The organism is Pseudoflavitalea sp. G-6-1-2 (assembly GCF_012927185.1).
Lineage (GTDB): Bacteria > Bacteroidota > Bacteroidia > Chitinophagales > Chitinophagaceae > Pseudobacter.
This window is the reverse complement of the sequence record NZ_JABBGB010000003.1, coordinates 1,150,804-1,166,224: the sequence shown is the minus strand read 5'-3', so window position 1 is coordinate 1,166,224 and position 15,421 is coordinate 1,150,804. Positions and strand designations below refer to the sequence as shown.

General features: G+C 46.4%; 13 protein-coding genes. 7 read left to right on the top strand and 6 right to left on the bottom strand.

Annotated elements, in window-relative coordinates:
- Nucleotides 1-5 precede the first annotated feature (5 nt).
- The 5 genes from HHL16_RS22110 to HHL16_RS22090 form a co-directional block, all read right to left on the bottom strand.
- Complete coding sequence (locus HHL16_RS22110) at nt 6-1,181, bottom strand: hypothetical protein (protein WP_169427509.1); 1,176 nt, start codon at nt 1,179-1,181, stop codon at nt 6-8.
- A gap of 10 nt (nt 1,182-1,191) precedes the next feature.
- Complete coding sequence (locus HHL16_RS22105; RefSeq protein WP_169427508.1) at nt 1,192-2,910, bottom strand: hypothetical protein; 1,719 nt, start codon at nt 2,908-2,910, stop codon at nt 1,192-1,194.
- 12 nt (nt 2,911-2,922) lie between these two features.
- A complete protein-coding gene (locus tag HHL16_RS22100; RefSeq protein ID WP_206022537.1) occupies nt 2,923-6,432 on the bottom strand; it encodes a TonB-dependent receptor in 3,510 nt (1,169 codons plus the stop codon).
- 107 nt (nt 6,433-6,539) lie between these two features.
- On the bottom strand, nt 6,540-7,520 hold the full coding sequence (locus HHL16_RS22095) for a FecR family protein (protein ID WP_169427507.1): 981 nt from the start codon (nt 7,518-7,520) through the stop codon (nt 6,540-6,542).
- Between the two features lie 84 nt (nt 7,521-7,604).
- Entirely contained in the window at nt 7,605-8,189 is a 585-nt protein-coding gene (locus HHL16_RS22090) for a sigma-70 family RNA polymerase sigma factor (protein WP_169427506.1), read from the bottom strand.
- 268 nt (nt 8,190-8,457) lie between these two features.
- Here HHL16_RS22090 and HHL16_RS22085 point away from each other — a divergent pair, with 268 nt between their 5' ends.
- From HHL16_RS22085 to HHL16_RS22070, 4 genes are all read left to right on the top strand, one after another.
- Nucleotides 8,458-9,060 carry a hypothetical protein gene (locus tag HHL16_RS22085; RefSeq protein WP_169427505.1) on the top strand — a complete coding sequence of 201 codons (603 nt, stop codon included), beginning with the start codon at nt 8,458-8,460 and terminating at the stop codon, nt 9,058-9,060.
- Between the two features lie 10 nt (nt 9,061-9,070).
- Nucleotides 9,071-9,826: a hypothetical protein gene (locus HHL16_RS22080; RefSeq protein ID WP_169427504.1), complete on the top strand. Its 756-nt coding sequence runs from the start codon at nt 9,071-9,073 to the stop codon at nt 9,824-9,826.
- Between the two features lie 252 nt (nt 9,827-10,078).
- Nucleotides 10,079-10,996, top strand: coding sequence for an NAD(P)/FAD-dependent oxidoreductase (locus HHL16_RS22075; protein WP_169427503.1), 918 nt, complete (start codon nt 10,079-10,081; stop codon nt 10,994-10,996).
- Nucleotides 10,974-11,921, top strand: a complete 948-nt coding sequence (locus tag HHL16_RS22070) for a helix-turn-helix domain-containing protein (RefSeq protein ID WP_169427502.1) — start codon at nt 10,974-10,976, stop codon at nt 11,919-11,921. Before HHL16_RS22075 ends, HHL16_RS22070 begins: the two co-directional genes overlap by 23 nt.
- Before the next feature lie 10 nt (nt 11,922-11,931).
- Here the strand turns inward: HHL16_RS22070 and HHL16_RS22065 are convergent, their stop codons facing one another.
- The gene (locus HHL16_RS22065) at nt 11,932-12,450 is read right to left on the bottom strand and encodes a GNAT family N-acetyltransferase (RefSeq protein ID WP_169427501.1); all 519 of its coding nucleotides are present in this window, start codon (nt 12,448-12,450) and stop codon (nt 11,932-11,934) included.
- A gap of 156 nt (nt 12,451-12,606) precedes the next feature.
- Here HHL16_RS22065 and HHL16_RS22060 point away from each other — a divergent pair, with 156 nt between their 5' ends.
- From HHL16_RS22060 to HHL16_RS22050, 3 genes are all read left to right on the top strand, one after another.
- The gene (locus tag HHL16_RS22060) at nt 12,607-13,041 is read left to right on the top strand and encodes a VOC family protein (RefSeq protein ID WP_169427500.1); all 435 of its coding nucleotides are present in this window, start codon (nt 12,607-12,609) and stop codon (nt 13,039-13,041) included.
- A gap of 98 nt (nt 13,042-13,139) precedes the next feature.
- A complete protein-coding gene (locus HHL16_RS22055) occupies nt 13,140-14,009 on the top strand; it encodes an AraC family transcriptional regulator (protein WP_169427499.1) in 870 nt (289 codons plus the stop codon).
- A gap of 81 nt (nt 14,010-14,090) precedes the next feature.
- Nucleotides 14,091-15,419: an amidohydrolase family protein gene (locus HHL16_RS22050; RefSeq protein WP_169427498.1), complete on the top strand. Its 1,329-nt coding sequence runs from the start codon at nt 14,091-14,093 to the stop codon at nt 15,417-15,419.
- Nucleotides 15,420-15,421 lie beyond the last annotated feature (2 nt).

The following is a 15,421-nucleotide window of genomic DNA, read 5'->3' as shown; positions in this document are numbered from 1 at the left end:
ATTTGTTAGTAGGTAGGCGGTTCAAATTTGCGCTGAATGGTAGTGAGATAGAATTTCTTGTTGATGTATTCAACTGTATTGATGGTTGAGAAAGATTTAGGATTGTCCTTTCCGGAATGGATGCTCACCACCATGCCGGTACGCAGATCTCCTTTGATCTTGTAAGGCCAGAACTGGCTTCCGGCATCATCTCCATAATCGCCCAATGCCACTCCTGTAAATACGCCTACCGGTGTTTCGAAGGGAGGAATGATATCTGGTGTATAACCCGGCGCACAGAATGCGAAATATTGTCCCATATTGCCGGTGAATATTTTTGAAGCGCTGGTATCGGCAAATAATGGAAAACTGTAATAAGGCGCCGCCTCCGGTTTATGCGATCTGATAATGGCTCCCATCGGTACATTGGTGAAACCGGCTACAGGTTTAGGGCTGTTGCTCTTACTGCTGGTAAGGCTGAAATACACGCCCATTCTGTCTCCCATCAGTTTATTGGGAACATCGTTCGGATCTTTCTCTGTTTTTGCCACATCAAAAAATCCTTCGGAGCTGAGGTTATAGAAATTAACATACACCATCGAATCGCTGAGCGGCTGCTTTACAAAATTTTCGTTGCGCACATACAGGATGGTTTTGGGCGACTGATAATTTTTCTGCAACACCTGCATGGTATATACTTCTCTTACGCCCATTTCGATAGTGGTATCGATGATGGATACGCCGCGGAGTTTTTTCTCCAGACTGAAAAACGGTGTTTGGTTGTAAGGTCTTGTCTGAAATATGATGCGGTGTTTTCCCGATGGAACCTGCGCCCAGCTGCTGAGATCGTATCCGTTGAGGATGGGAGCAGCCAGCACTTTGAGTGTGCCGGGATATTCTTTCTGCCACAGTGTAGTGTTCACTGCATCGGGGTAAGGTCTGGCCCAGGCATCGCGTTTATCGAGGAAGTCGCCGGTAATGGCGGCGCTTTCAGGAATACCGTCTTTATCGAGCACGGGGTCTATCAGCATCACCAGAAATGGCTGGGGTGCGTCTTTATTATCTACAGTGGTGTTGAAATCAAGGCTGTTGAACACCCGGATATATGCGGGACTTTCCACTGCTGCGAAATCTGTTTTGCGGCATCCTGCCAACAGCAGCAGCATCAGGAAGGCGGTACAGAAACTAAGTTTATATTTCATTGCTGACTGTTTATTGATTGTGTTTAACAATGATCATGCGGGCTGCTGCCACTGTCTCCCCTACTATCGCTACCGTATAAACGCCCGGCTCTTTATTAGGGAGGCTGGCTGTTTTGTACAGATCAGGTCTTGCGATAAAACGGCGGTTTTCGAGTGGTGCCACATGCGTCATAAAGTTTCCGGGAAGGATGCCCGGAGCAGAAGCGTAGGCCAGTACCCTTGCCGGATGATTCAGCATAAACTGCACGTAAGCATCGGACACCACTGGTTTTCCCAGCAGAATATGATCCGTGGCAGAAGCGGCTTTCGAACCCGCACCAACAATAAATTGCTGACCATTGTCTGCTCTGAAACTCACTTCGTTCAACTGAGGGCAGAAATTCATCAACCTCATCCAGGTAGGGAATCCATCTTTGTACATGCTGTAGCTTCCGTCCTCTCCTGCTTTACCATTGAAGAATTTTCCGCTGAGGTTATTGGCAACAAAACTGATAGCAGGTTTGCCGTCGGCAGCTGTAAACAGCCAGGCAGTGATATTGTCGCCGGGTTCCAGTTTCAATTCTTTTTCTGCCAGCAACTTTCCATTGTTGTCGTATGCTTTCACCGACTGTACTCCGGTGATGAAAGATTGATAAGCAGTTGCCTCAGCAAAACCGATAGGCTTACCAAGATTGCCATTACCTGTTTTCCATTGCACCGTAGTGCCCGGTATTGCAGCAACAGCCTGCATTCTGGCATATGTCATATTCACAGGATCAGCTATATCAGCAATAATGCGGAATGTATTTCCTTCGGCGTTGTACGTTTCACCGTTGGGGTTTCCGGTGGGGATCGAGCAATCGGTATTCATGCTCACTACGATAGTGTACACACCTCCAGGTTGGTAAGATCTGATGGGTGCGTAAGTGAGCCAGGTATCCATTTTACCACCGATACCGGGTTCTCCGTACAGGTCCATCAGTGTACCTGTCTGCGGATTCATCACATAAGAACTGCTTGAGGGCACTTCTTTTCCATCACTGTCTAATACTTTAAACTGATAAGTACCATAAGGCACATCGATGTACTCAGAATATTTTCCGGGCTCTACTGCTGCCATTCCGGCGAGCGGTGTTCCATCAGCGAAAGCCAGTGTCATCGCTCCTTTTCGGAACATACCCGGAAGTGAATTCCGGTCAGCATCTGAAGAGAGGTTCACCAGCCTGATTCTGAAACTGGCCGGATTGGAAGAGGGAGAAATTGATCTCGGCACAGCAATAAGTGAATCGAGATAGCTCTCTCTGTTCGGACGATATCTTACGTAGTAATAATCTGTAGCGTTATTGGGATCGTTCTTCGCAACGAATGATCTCGATGGTGGCAGCGCCTGCCTGTTGCCCAATGAGCTGAACTGAATGTTATTTATCTGTCCATCAGCTCCTACAAACATTTGCGGAACAGTAAAGGCAGTGCCAACTCCAATTCTTCCGTTCTCCGGAAAGTAAATGGTGCCGCGGGTTTCCTTCTCACCGTAACTTCCGTCGATAGCAGGTGCAATAAAAGCCGTAAGCTTTGTATTGTTGATCCTCAGCTGATCTGAACCGGTGATGTTCACTATCCGCGTGATGGAACCTGCGATAGGTTCTTTGCTGAGACGGTTATCGTATTCAAAATCCAGTTTCTTTTTGCAACCGGTCAGCAGTATCACTGCCAACCCAAGTCTGCAAAAATATATGAGTGATTTTTTCATCAGTGTTTCTTTTTAGAGCGTGTAGGTAAGTCCGATCATCAATTCTGTACCGCGATAGAAACTGCGGCGCACATATTTCTTACCATAGAATTTGCCTCCTGTTCCGGGGTTGGCATATACTTCTTCAACCGGCTTGTCGAGAATATTTTTCGCGTAGCCTTTCAGCTGCCAGCGTTTCAGCAGTTGCTGCGTAAATACGATGTCGAGCACGGGGTTTGGTCTGGAATACAGATCCGGCGTACCATCCAGATTAACCTGTATCAGTCGCTCTCCTACCATATTGAATGTGGCAGTGAGATCCGTTCCGCGTTTCTTGTTGTTATAGTTGAGGAAGATATTGATGCTGTAAGGCGCCTGCTCGAACAATGGACTGTTCGATGGAGCTTTTCTGTCGATAGCGCGCGATGATTCCAGTCGCTCAGGAGATTTTTTGATATCGCTCTGTGCCAGCAACAGATTGGTGCCGAGTGAGAAGTACTTCAGCGCAGGAAGCAAAGTCCCCAGGTTCTTCACTGCTTCCAGTTCGATACCATAAACACGTCCTTTGTTGGGATCGTTCTGAAACTCGATGGCAGGAAACTCAGGGAATTTTGCATCCAGGCCGGTTGAATTAATTTTGAAAACCTTCGTCAGCTGATTGTCGATCTCCTTGTAGAACACAGATGCAGACAGCACTTCACCGGAACGTGGGAACCACTCCCAACGGAAATCATAACTGGTTGTTTGCTGGTTTTTCAGCTTCGGATTTCCTACTACCAGTGCAAACTGGAAAGGATCGAAGTCGAATACGTTTGTAAGTTCACGCAGTTCAGGGCGGCTCAGCGAATTGTTGTAGCCCAGCCTGAAGTTCATGTTCTTATTGAATGTGTAGGTGAGGTTAGCCGAATAGTAAGGTTCGTAATTGGTTTTGTATACGGAGTTCGGTTCGGTATACACCAGGTTCACTTTGTTGCCACCACCGTCAATGGTAGTGATGCTGGCATCGAGAAATACATTCGATGTATCTACTGCTGCCTGAATATCCGTCATCTCAAAACGTGCACCACCAGTGAGTCGCAGGCTCTCCGTCAATCTCAGATCGAGCATGCCGTAGAAGGCGCGCGTTTCATAATATCCTTTGTAGTTGTTCGGTGATTTCTGAATATTGTAGAGGAAGCCGCCCATTCTCGGAGCACCTTCTCCGTTGAAACTCGATTGCGAACGGATACCGATACGATCGTATCCAATCAGTTTATCGAGATTGCCGGTTACTTCGTACAACGGCATACTCTTTTCAGATGAGTAATTTGAACCCGGCAGGTACAACACGTTCTCGGTGAAATTTCTCTTGCGATGCAGGTAGTTCACCCCTGTTTTGAATTCCTGTTTGTTGCCAAGGAATTTGAAAGGAAGCGATACATCAGCTTTGTAGTTGTAATTCTCTTCTTTCAGTTTTCTGAACCTCCGGCCGTTAGGATCTGCCTGAATGATTCCGTACGGACCATATCCATTCACATAACCAGATACCAGCGAATACAAGTTGCGCGTGTATTGTATGCCACCTACTGAGTTCGGAATATCGGAAGGCATCTGAATGGCTGCGCCATTATTGGGCGTATAGTCTGCGAGGTTCACGAAACGATAATCAGGATCATCCTGACTGCTGCCCGAACTCGCGAGGTTGTAGCTGAGTCTCGGAGAATATTCATTTTGCAGGAATTTATGTTCGCCCTGCAGGTTGAAAGTATTCAGCGTGCGGTACACCTGCCTCAGCGAGTAAATGGTGTTGGATATTTTACCCGGAATACCCGTGTACTCGTATGCTCCGTACAAATTGGAAGCTCTCGATTCTGCGCCACGGCTTCCGAGATACTGCATACTGATCTCATGCTGCGGCGAGAAGCGATACGTAAGTCCACCAAGGAAACCATAGTTGATGGTTTGTGTTCCTGTATTCTCTTTGTAGTTCAGGTATTTTCCAAGGTTGATATTATTCGGCGTGATATAGTTGGGGATGATGCGCGGGCTGAACACATGATTGTTCCCCGTAAGCACACCCTGATAAACACTGTACTGGGTAAGGGTTCCCTCGTGTATATCACTGGTACGGTTGTAATAGTTTGCGCCTACTATCAATCCCACCTGATGATTTTTGAACACAGAATAATTGTTGCCATACGTGATGGAATAATTCTGATTCACCGGTGCATTTTTGTATCGGGTAGTCAGTACAGGATCGAACTGATGCATGATGCGGTTGATGCGATTGGCTTCTGCAAGCAATGATGGATCATTACGGCTGTCGGCAATCATTCGCTGTATGTCGCGCAGGCCTCCGGGATACTGTTTGGAGAGCTGCTGAAACTCGTTGCTCAGCGATTTATCTTTTACTTTTCCTCCGAGGAAACCCATTTCGCTATTGTAAAAACTGTTCACCTTGCTGCCGGTCTGTGTGTTCATTCCGGTTTGCGCGGAGATGGTGAATGTTTCTTTATCAGGGATTGATTTTGTTTTCAGATCCACGATACCCGCTGCTGCATCCGCAGGTTTATCTGGCGTGATGCTTTTGTAAATGGTGATATTATCCAGCAACGATGCAGGTACCAGATCCAATGGAATAGCGCTTCTGTCGGGATCGGAGGAAGCAAGACGAATACCGTTGAGCTGTCCGATTACACTTCTGTCGCCAAGTCCACGGATGGCCACATACTTATCATCCGTTACAGTTACACCAGACACACGTTGCAAAGCCTGCGTAGTGGTGATGCTCGCTGTTTTCTCTATCTGTTGTGCAGAGATACCATCGGAGATGATGCTCGCGTTCTTTCTTTCTGTGAGCAGTGATGCTTCTGTGTTCAGTTTTCTTCTGGCAGAAACGGTCACAGATCCGAGTGTTGCATTACCGGGAAGAAGCGAAACAGTAATAGCAGCACTGTCTTCCACTACTGTTTCTGTTTTTTCGTATCCGGTATAGCTGAACACCAGCACGGGATTCTTACCGGGAACCCTGATATCGAACTGTCCTTCGGCATTGGTCAATGTACCAGACTTCGTTCCTTTGATATTTACAGAAACACCAGACATCGGTTTATTCTTTTCATCTTTCACACGGCCCGAAACCCTGAATGGTTGCTGGTTTACAGGCTTTACAGTTTCAGGCTCCTTCGCGGGGGCTGGTTCTGCTGCCTTTTTTTTTATGACGATCTTTCCATTCAGCTCCTGCCAGGTGAAGCCGGTATTGCTGAACAAAGTATTCAGTACAGAAGTAACGGATTGGTTGGTGAAACTGATGGTGAACTTTTTAGAAACGGTTTTCAGTTCACTGGGCTGATAGTAGATATTGATGCCTGACGCAGATTCGATCTTCTTCAGGCAACTGATAACATCTTCATTGCTGAACTCCAGGCTGATCTTTTTTGCAGGTTGTTGTGCCTGCATGATAGTGCTGAACAATACCAGCACCAGACTGAGCCATAATCTTCCGGGAAGGTTCCGGGTTCTGGTTGGTTCCCGTCTGAAACAGAACGGTAGAATTTTGTGCATTTGCATTTACTTTTTTGGATAAAACAATCCCGTATCCTGTTTTAGCAGAATGAGACCGCCTGCCGGGCTGCTGCTGCAACCTGGCGACTACACTAAGTTTGCCGGCGTTATTTTTTGATCACAATTGTGTTTGATCTGTTCACAGACCAGGAGAGATCCGACGACATGCAGATGATATCGAGCACATCTTTCCAATACTCCGATCTGGAAAAATTTCCACTGAATGTGGCTGATGATTTCACCACCTGCTGGCCAGGCTGAATATCCAGCTGATAAGCAACTGCAACGGCTTTCAGCACTTCTGCAAGCGGTGTTTCATTGAAGGATAAAGATTTGGTTGTCCATCCGGTTACCGAACCGGCGTCGATTGTATCATCGATGGCAATGCTGCCTGATTTTTTGTTGAATTTCAATTGCTGATTACGACCGAGCAATGCAGGCTGCTGCCTGGTTGCATTCACCTGCACTTTACCGGTTACAACGGTTACCAGTGCATGTTCCCGGCCATCGGCATCATCTACTTCGAAGGATGTTCCCAGCACTTTTATTTTCATGTGATGGCTTTCCACTTCAAAAGGATGTGCAACATCGCGCGCTACATTGAAGAATGCTTTACCACGCAGTGTGGCAAATCTTCTGGCTCCGCGGTATTTTTCGGGATAACTGATGCTGCTGCCTGCCGCCAATGTTACATGCGTACTATCCGGCAACCAACATTCTTTTATTTCATACGGACCACTTTGCATACTCTTCAGTGCAATAGGGTCTACCATATCGAGTATGGGAAAGCGATAGATCCAGGCAACAGAACCGAGACCTGTGAGCAGCAATACGGCAGCTGCATAGCGCATCATTCTTTTACTGATCCTCCGGAACATAGGTTTGGCAGTGGTTTCCGCAGAATCCTGCGCATCGGGATCGATCATCAACCAGATCCTTTCTTTGGCAGACAGGCGTTCCTGATCAGTGAGGGAAGCATCCTCCTGTTCTGTAAGCAGCATCCATGCCTGCATCATTTTTATTTCTTTTTCTGAAGCAGTGCCGTTCAGGTATTTTTCGGCAATGCTTTTCAGTGCTTCCTTATTCATTGTTGCGTAATGTCTGTTTCTGTAAAAAAGAAAGGCGCTTTATTATAAGCGCCCTAAAAAGAAGTTTGGTACTAGTGGTCTATGTTACCGAATCATTAACTCATTGGCGAGCAGCAACAGCATGGCATCCGTAACAGGTTTGCGCAAACGATGCAAGGCAGTGGTGAGTTGATTCTTTACTGTTTGTTCAGATACATTCAGTGATACGGCGATCTCGCGCACGCTGAGATCCTGCTCCCTGCTGAGGCGATAGATCTGCTGCATGCGGTGCGGCAGTCGACTGATCTCGGTTTCGATGAGCTGATTGAGTTCCTGCAGGCTCATATTTTCGAGCACATCACTGAAGAGAGGAAGAATATTTTCGTCGACCGCTTCAATGTCCGAAGGACGATCGAGCATTCTTTTGAGCGCTGCAATACATTCGTAAGAAACCGATTTGTAGAGATAATGCTGAAGGGAGAAGTGGATGTTTCGGACAGATCGTTTGTCCCAGATACTCATGAACACGTGCTGAACGGCGTCTTCAGCATCCTGTTTGCTCTTCAGTCTTTTTAAGGCGAAGAGATACAGTTGTTCCCAATACCTTTCAAACAATACACGAAATGCCGATGCATCGTGTTGCTTGATCAGATCCAACAGCTCAATATCTGAAAGTCCGGCGTTTCGCATGGGGTCCGCTTAATCACAAATAATTTTCAGGATCGCGGGCAAAGGTAGAGGCACTGAAAATGAAACCACCCTCTGTCTGTTTTATCTTATTATTAATATATTGCCGGAAATCAGTCTACGAACTACCGGTAAACCAGTACAAAAAATACCTGTTTTCGTGGTATTGGTACAGTTGCTTACAGTATTTTGCTTTGTAATCAAAGTATCCAGGTGTCTGCGGCCCTTCCGCAGCCTCCTTTTCTTTTAAAAAAACCTCAAAAGAAGAGATATGAAACGTAGTACCAGACAGGCTTTCATCATAGCAGGCCTGCTTTTGACCGGCCTGGGAGCCATGGCTCAGAAGGCACCCACCTATGTGTATCCCGAAACGCCATTCGATGAAGCAACCACTGCCAAACAAATGGAAGAAGGAACAGCCATTATTTCAGGAACAGCCAAAATAAAAAAGAGAGGAACAACTTACTACCCCGGTCGGAAAGACCCTATCAACCTCTTCCCTGCTACTCCCTACATTATGGAGTTTGCGGAACTGAACAAGAAATACAGAAAAGGAAAGAAGGTTGCTACCATGACCAATGATGCCTTCAGTTATCGCATCGAAGGCAGAACGATGGACGACAGAGGCACTTTTGAATTCAGAGGACTGAAGCCGGGCAAATATTATCTCGTTACCTGGATCGACTATCAGAAATCAGCCAGTTACTCAGTGCAGACCGGAACATCGGTAGGCTATAACTATTACGGACAGGCAGTTTCTTCCTGGCCTATTTATACTTCCTATACCTACAAATACGATGTAGAGATGGAAGTTTCTGCCGTTGTGGAAGTAAAAGCCGATGGCGAACGTGTAACAGTAGTAGTAACCAACTAAATCAGGAACAATGAAGAAATTAATCATACAAATCAGTCTGGGATTGATCTTTAGCGGAACCGCCATGGCACAGAACGTGAAGTTCCTCGATCCCAATTTCAAGAAAGCCTGCGTGTACGCCAATGTAGACCTGAATGGCGATGGTGAAATCTCTGTAGCGGAAGCACAGAAAGTAAAAGTGCTGTATGTAGATAAACGCGGCATCGACAACCTCACCGGCATCAAGAGTTTTACCAATCTCGAAGAGTTTGGATTCTATTACAATGATATCCGCAATGTGGACCTCTCAGGCATGAAAAAACTGAGAGCAGTATATGGCTTCTCCACCAAAATGGAAAGCATCAATGTAAAAGGATGCTCCAATCTGGAAGGCCTTTACATCAATTATAATGGCATCATCAAAATCGATCTTACAGATCTGCCTAAACTGAAAGAGCTGGAACTGAACAACAATATGCTGTTCGATGTGGATGTAAGCGGATGCACCAGCCTCGAAAAATGCCAGCTGAACGATAACGAGATCCGCACTTTTACTTTCAAAGGAGTTACCAAGATCAAGGAATTGCAATTGCAACGCAACAACCTGAAATCTCTGGATGCAAGATCACTCAAAGACCTTGAGATGCTCTGGATCTGGGACAATAAAGAACTCGGAACATTGAAGGTAACGCAGCTGAGAAAACTGGTAGATCTGAATGCAGATGATTGCGCACTCACCAACCTCAACATGAGCGGACTGGTGAACCTCAAAAAATTCAACTGGTAAACATTCTCATACAAGAATCAAGTGCAGCAAAAGCCTCCGGCAGTTCCGGGGGCTTTTGTATTTCAGGGCTGCACTGCACTACCGGCGATTTGTACCTAAACTCACACGAATAATCCAACTCCAGCACAGAAATACTGCCTAATTTTGCCTTCAGATAAGGAACCCAGGTGCAAACTCATCCAGAGAGCCAAAAGCTACCAGACGGTTTGTACCTGATCAATTCGGCAGGATTACCTCAAAAAACATCGGCATATGGAACAGGAAGTAGCCATCATCGGTGGCGCATCAGCAGGATTATCAGCGGCACTCACACTAGGCCGTGCACGCAGAAGAACCATTGTTTTCGACGCAGGTGAACCACGCAACAAACCTGCAGCGCATGCACAAAATATTTTTACGCGCGATGGAACACCGCCGCTAGAATTGCTGCGCATTGCAAGAGAACAACTGAAACCTTATACCAGTGTGCAATTCAGCCAATCGCGCGTAACAGGCATAACACAACAGAGCAACCGGTTCATAATCACCAATAACAAAGGAGAAACTTTTTCAGCAAGAAGAGTGATACTCGCTACCGGCCTCACCGATCTGCTTCCCGAAATCAAAGGCCTTAAAGCACTATGGGGTGGCAAAGTGATCCATTGCCCTTACTGCCATGGATGGGAAGTGCGCGACGAACCCGTTGCACTGATCAATAATGGTAAAGCTGCTGAGCATGTGGTGCCACTTGTTTATAATCTCAATAAACAAGTGCAGTTGTTCACCAACGGAACAGCAGAATTATCGCCCAAATTCAAAGAATGGCTTGCAGGCAATAATATTCCTGTGATTGAATCTACTGTTACCGAACTGATCGATTATCCGGCAGGTGTGGTTGTGAAAACAGCAGATGGCAAACAATCACAGGTTACGGCTGTTTATGTAAGAGCCACCGGATATAAGTTCCACAACGAACTTGCAGTGCAGCTGGGATGCAGTCTCACAGAAGAAGGCGCAGTGGTGGTGGATGAACATTTTCAGACAACCGTACCCGGCGTTTTTGCAGTTGGAGATCTGTCGCACCCAATGGCACATCAGGTGATATTTGCAGCATCTTCAGGAACCAAGGCAGGCATCGCCTGCAACGGCGGATTAATTATGCAGGATTATGAGCAGTACCAGAAAGCCTAAGCTGATAAAGAATCCACAGGATTTCAAAAAGCAGTACCTGTCTGAAACCGGACAGATCAGCTGCGATTTTGGGCAGGCGCGTACGCAGAACTTCTTTGAAGTGATGCCGCTGGAGAAACTCAAAACCTTTCACAAGGAGCATCCGTTCTCTGCAACACGCAGAAGTTTCTATACACTAGTATTGGTCACTCGCGGAAAAGTAAAGGAGACCATCGGATTCAAAAGCTATGAGTTTGGTGCGAACACTTTATACTTCGTTCCCGAAAATCAACTCCACACTATTGAACACTGGAGCAATGATGTAAAAGGATATCATGTAATCTTCGACGCCGATTACTTTCTGCTCTGCCTCCGCCATCAGGTGAAGCTAAACCACTACCCTTTCTTTCAGCCAGACAACGATCTGTTCATGAAAGTATCCGAAACCGAGGCGGACGCTATCATTGAGCTGTTTGAGAAAATGAGTTTCGAATACAGCCAACGCAAAAGCATCAACGACGATCTGCTGGTAAGATTATACCTCAACATTTTGCTGATAGAAATTGAACGCATCTATCGCCACAAAAAACAAACAGAACAGTCCGGCATTCCCAAAAGCCAGCAGCTGGTAACGCAGTACAGAAAAATGGTGGCGGAACACTACCTTAGCAAAAGGCAGGTATCGGATTATGCAGCGCTGCTGTATGTTACGCCGCATTACCTAAACGATACGGTGAAAGCCGTTACCGGCAAACCTGCCAGTGAATTCATTTACGAGGTATTGATCACCGAAGCCAAGAGCCTGCTGATACAAACGCAGCACACAGTTACACAGATCGCAGGTGAACTGAACTATGCAGATCAGAGTTATTTCTGCCGCTTCTTCAAAAAACAAACCGGTAAGAGTCCGCAGGAATTCAGGCGGAAGCATATGCACAACTCGTAATTATCTTTCCCTATTGCTCTGCTGATCCATTCGCATGATAGCTGAATAGCAGCAACCGCTCTCCTGTATCCATAATATCTTTTTCAAAACTGAAACCCAGTTGTTCGAGCAGGTGTACAGATCGTGAATTGGTGGGTGTAACAATCGCGTGAATCACTTTCTGCCCCAGGGTTTCAACGGCATAACGCAACACTGCCGCTGCAGCTTCACGCGCATACCCCTGTCCTTCGTTCTCCGGCATCAGGGCATAACCGAGGTCAGGATGCGGCAGGTAGTCTCTTTTCACCAGTCCACAGAGGCCCAGTAATTTTCCTTCGGAAGATTCGATGGCGTAAATGCCGTATCCGTAAGTGTTGTAGCTGTAGATGAATCTTGTATCGATGTATTGTTCCGCAGCAGCGAGATCGTGTACTTTTCTGTCGCCAATAAAGCGGATCCATCCGGGAGTATTGAGAATGCTGAGAACGAATGGTGCGTCCTCAAGAACCAGTTCTCTGATCACGAGCCTTGGTGTTACTGTAATCTGCATGTGACTATTTTAAGATAAGCAAAGCAATATACGCAAAAAGCATTCGTATTTCCGGAGCAATACCTTTCAAAAAAAATCAGTTTTAGAAAATCCTGCTGACATACTGCTGTCACTCCGCCATGATAGTTTTGATCTGTCAAACAAAAAACAATACATATGGCAACTTCAAAAAACCTGAAAGGACTGGCAACAGTAACATTCTTCGCAGATGATATCGCAGCAGCAAAAAAATGGTACAGCCAACTGCTGGGGATTGAGGCATACTACGCATTTCCGAATGCCGAAGCACCTGCATACATTGAATTCCGCATCGGCGATTATGAACATGAACTCGGATTTATCGATCGCAAATATGCACCTCAAAGCCTTGCACAAGGCATTGGTGGCGGTGGTGTGGCTTACTGGCATGTGGAAGATGTACAGGCAACGTTCGCGCAGCTGATCGGCATGGGCGCAAAAGAACTGGAGCCTGTTACACCAAGAGGAGAAAACGGCGATTTCATTACCGCTTCAGTGATCGATCCGTTCGGTAATGTACTCGGCATCATGTACAATCCGCATTACAAAAGTATCCTGAACGGGAATGCCTGATAAAACACTACCATTACCCTGAAATAATCGTTGTAGCACATATCAGTTCCACTGACTATTTTTGCAGCATGATGCATATCCGGTCATAAAATCAGCCAATGACTAAAAGCAGCAGACAGCAAAAAAAGAAGGAACAGTATCCCACATTCGGTATCAGGGAATTTCAGATAGAACTGGAAGCAGACGACAGTTTGCAGTACCACGATATTATCGGAGAAAGACTGATAGAGAAACCGCACAAACACGATTTCTTCATTTTCCAGCTATTCGAAAAAGGAAGCGGCATACACACCATCGATTTCGTTGATTATAAAGTGAAGGACTCGCAGATCCATCTGCTATTTCCTGATCAGGTGCACACCTGGAAATTAGGCAAGAGCACCAGGGCTTTTCAGCTCATGATCAGCAGGCGCATCTATGAGTCCTTCTCTTCTTCTCTAGATCTCTCCTATATACTTTATCAGAAGCACCCGGTAGTGAATCTTTCTGCAGAGATGTACAGCAAGCTGCATTATGAGATCTTCGCTATCAAAAAAGAATTGCAGAAGAAACCTGTGCAATGGAGCATCGTTAATCTGCGCAGCAGGCTGATTGCAGAAATGGTAAGCCGCGAAGCAGAGAAGAAATTCAAAGACATGAGCATTTATCGCACCAAACCGATATTGCACCAATACTACACGTTGGTGGATGCACATTTCAGAGAACAGAAATCTGTAAGTTTCTACGCATCACAGCTCAACATCACACCCAATTACCTCAATATACTGAGCCAGCGGCATTTCAATGTGCCTGCGATGTTCCTGATACAGAACCGCATTACACTCGAAGCCAAGCGTTTACTGCAGGCTTCAGATAAATCGATCAAGGAGATCTCTTTCGGGCTTGGCTTCAATGATCCCGCTTATTTCTCCAATTTCTTCAAAGGACAAACCAACGTTTCGCCCCGCGAATTCAGGGAACAGTTATAAAATTTACAAGTTATGGCATAATCATCACATCAAATCCGCGCAGGGTGTGGGTAACTTTGATTATCTAAAAAATCTGAGTAAATGACCTCACCCCTCTCACGCAAAGATTTTATCAGAAACTCCTCTATTCTTCTGGCAGGCGGCGGCATACTGGCCGGTAACGTTGCCAGTGCACATACAGCCCCTACACCCGAAACCATCGCTCCGGGCAAAGTCTCTCTAATAAAAAATGTGAGACTCGAAACCGGATTTGAAACGGAAGACGGAGAGATCGTTGCAACACGCACAGAACTCTTCACCATCGAAATCAGCGACGGGAAAATAAGATCCGTAAAGCCCAACGAACCCAATGCAAAAGGCATCGATGCCAAAGGACTGCTGATGCTGCCTGCATTCAGGGACATGCATATTCACCTCGACAAAACTTTTTACGGTGGTCCATGGAAAGCGCGCTCCAAAAAGCAGCGTTCCGTAAAAGACATGATTGCACTCGAACAGCAAATACTGCCGGAGATGCTGAAGACATCTACCTACCGCGCGGAGAAGCTGATAGAGTTGCTGCAATCGAAAGGAAGCAATTTCGCACGCAGCCATGTGAACATCGATCCTACTTCGAAACTCGATTCGCTGAAGAACCTCCAGAAGGCGCTGGAGAATAAGAAGAACTCATTCGGTGCAGAGCTGGTGGCATTTCCGCAACATGGCATTCTCTATTCGCATTCCGAACAACTGATGAAGGAAGCAGCGCAGATGGATATCGATTTCATCGGAGGCCTCGATCCCAATTCAGTGGATGGCAATATCGAAAAGAGCATGGACATAGTTGTTCAGCTTGCACTCGATCACAACAAAGGCATCGACATTCACCTGCACGAAGGAGGCGAACCCGGACTGAAGACCGTGGAATATCTCATCAGTAAAGTGAATGAAAACCCTGTGCTGAAAGGTAAAACATGGCTCAGCCACTGCTTTGTGCTGGCAAAACTGGAACCTGCCAAACTGCAGGAAACAGTAGAGAAAATGGCCAATGCAAAGATCGGCGTAGTGAGCACCATCCCATTCGGAGGCATCACCATGCCCATCCCAACTCTCTACAAATACGGAGTAGAAGTGATGACGGGCAACGACAGCATCATCGATCACTGGAATACTTTCGGATCAGGCAGTGTGCTGCAAAAAGCCAACCTGATGGCGCAACTATATGGATACTCTACAGAATTCGAGCTCAACAGAAGTCTCAGGTTAGCTACCTGCAATCTCCTTCCGCTGGATGAAAAAGGCAACCGTCAATGGCCCAAAGCCGGAGACACAGCCAGCTTTGTGCTGGTGGATGCCAGCTGCTCTGCGGAAGCAGTTTCGAGAATTTCGCCGGTCCGGTCGCTGGTCCATAGCGGAAATGTGGTGTACTAAAA

What these genes read in the sequence shown, in the direction of transcription:
- HHL16_RS22110 (WP_169427509.1), bottom strand. Translation starts at nt 1,181, where the DNA reads ATGAAATATAAACTTAGTTTCTGTACCGCCTTCCTGATGCTGCTGCTG.
- HHL16_RS22105 (WP_169427508.1), bottom strand. Translation starts at nt 2,910, where the DNA reads ATGAAAAAATCACTCATATATTTTTGCAGACTTGGGTTGGCAGTGATA.
- HHL16_RS22100 (WP_206022537.1), bottom strand. Translation starts at nt 6,432, where the DNA reads ATGCACAAAATTCTACCGTTCTGTTTCAGACGGGAACCAACCAGAACC.
- HHL16_RS22095 (WP_169427507.1), bottom strand. Translation starts at nt 7,520, where the DNA reads ATGAATAAGGAAGCACTGAAAAGCATTGCCGAAAAATACCTGAACGGC.
- HHL16_RS22090 (WP_169427506.1), bottom strand. Translation starts at nt 8,189, where the DNA reads ATGCGAAACGCCGGACTTTCAGATATTGAGCTGTTGGATCTGATCAAG.
- HHL16_RS22085 (WP_169427505.1), top strand. Translation starts at nt 8,458, where the DNA reads ATGAAACGTAGTACCAGACAGGCTTTCATCATAGCAGGCCTGCTTTTG.
- HHL16_RS22080 (WP_169427504.1), top strand. Translation starts at nt 9,071, where the DNA reads ATGAAGAAATTAATCATACAAATCAGTCTGGGATTGATCTTTAGCGGA.
- HHL16_RS22075 (WP_169427503.1), top strand. Translation starts at nt 10,079, where the DNA reads ATGGAACAGGAAGTAGCCATCATCGGTGGCGCATCAGCAGGATTATCA.
- HHL16_RS22070 (WP_169427502.1), top strand. Translation starts at nt 10,974, where the DNA reads ATGAGCAGTACCAGAAAGCCTAAGCTGATAAAGAATCCACAGGATTTC.
- HHL16_RS22065 (WP_169427501.1), bottom strand. Translation starts at nt 12,450, where the DNA reads ATGCAGATTACAGTAACACCAAGGCTCGTGATCAGAGAACTGGTTCTT.
- HHL16_RS22060 (WP_169427500.1), top strand. Translation starts at nt 12,607, where the DNA reads ATGGCAACTTCAAAAAACCTGAAAGGACTGGCAACAGTAACATTCTTC.
- HHL16_RS22055 (WP_169427499.1), top strand. Translation starts at nt 13,140, where the DNA reads ATGACTAAAAGCAGCAGACAGCAAAAAAAGAAGGAACAGTATCCCACA.
- HHL16_RS22050 (WP_169427498.1), top strand. Translation starts at nt 14,091, where the DNA reads ATGACCTCACCCCTCTCACGCAAAGATTTTATCAGAAACTCCTCTATT.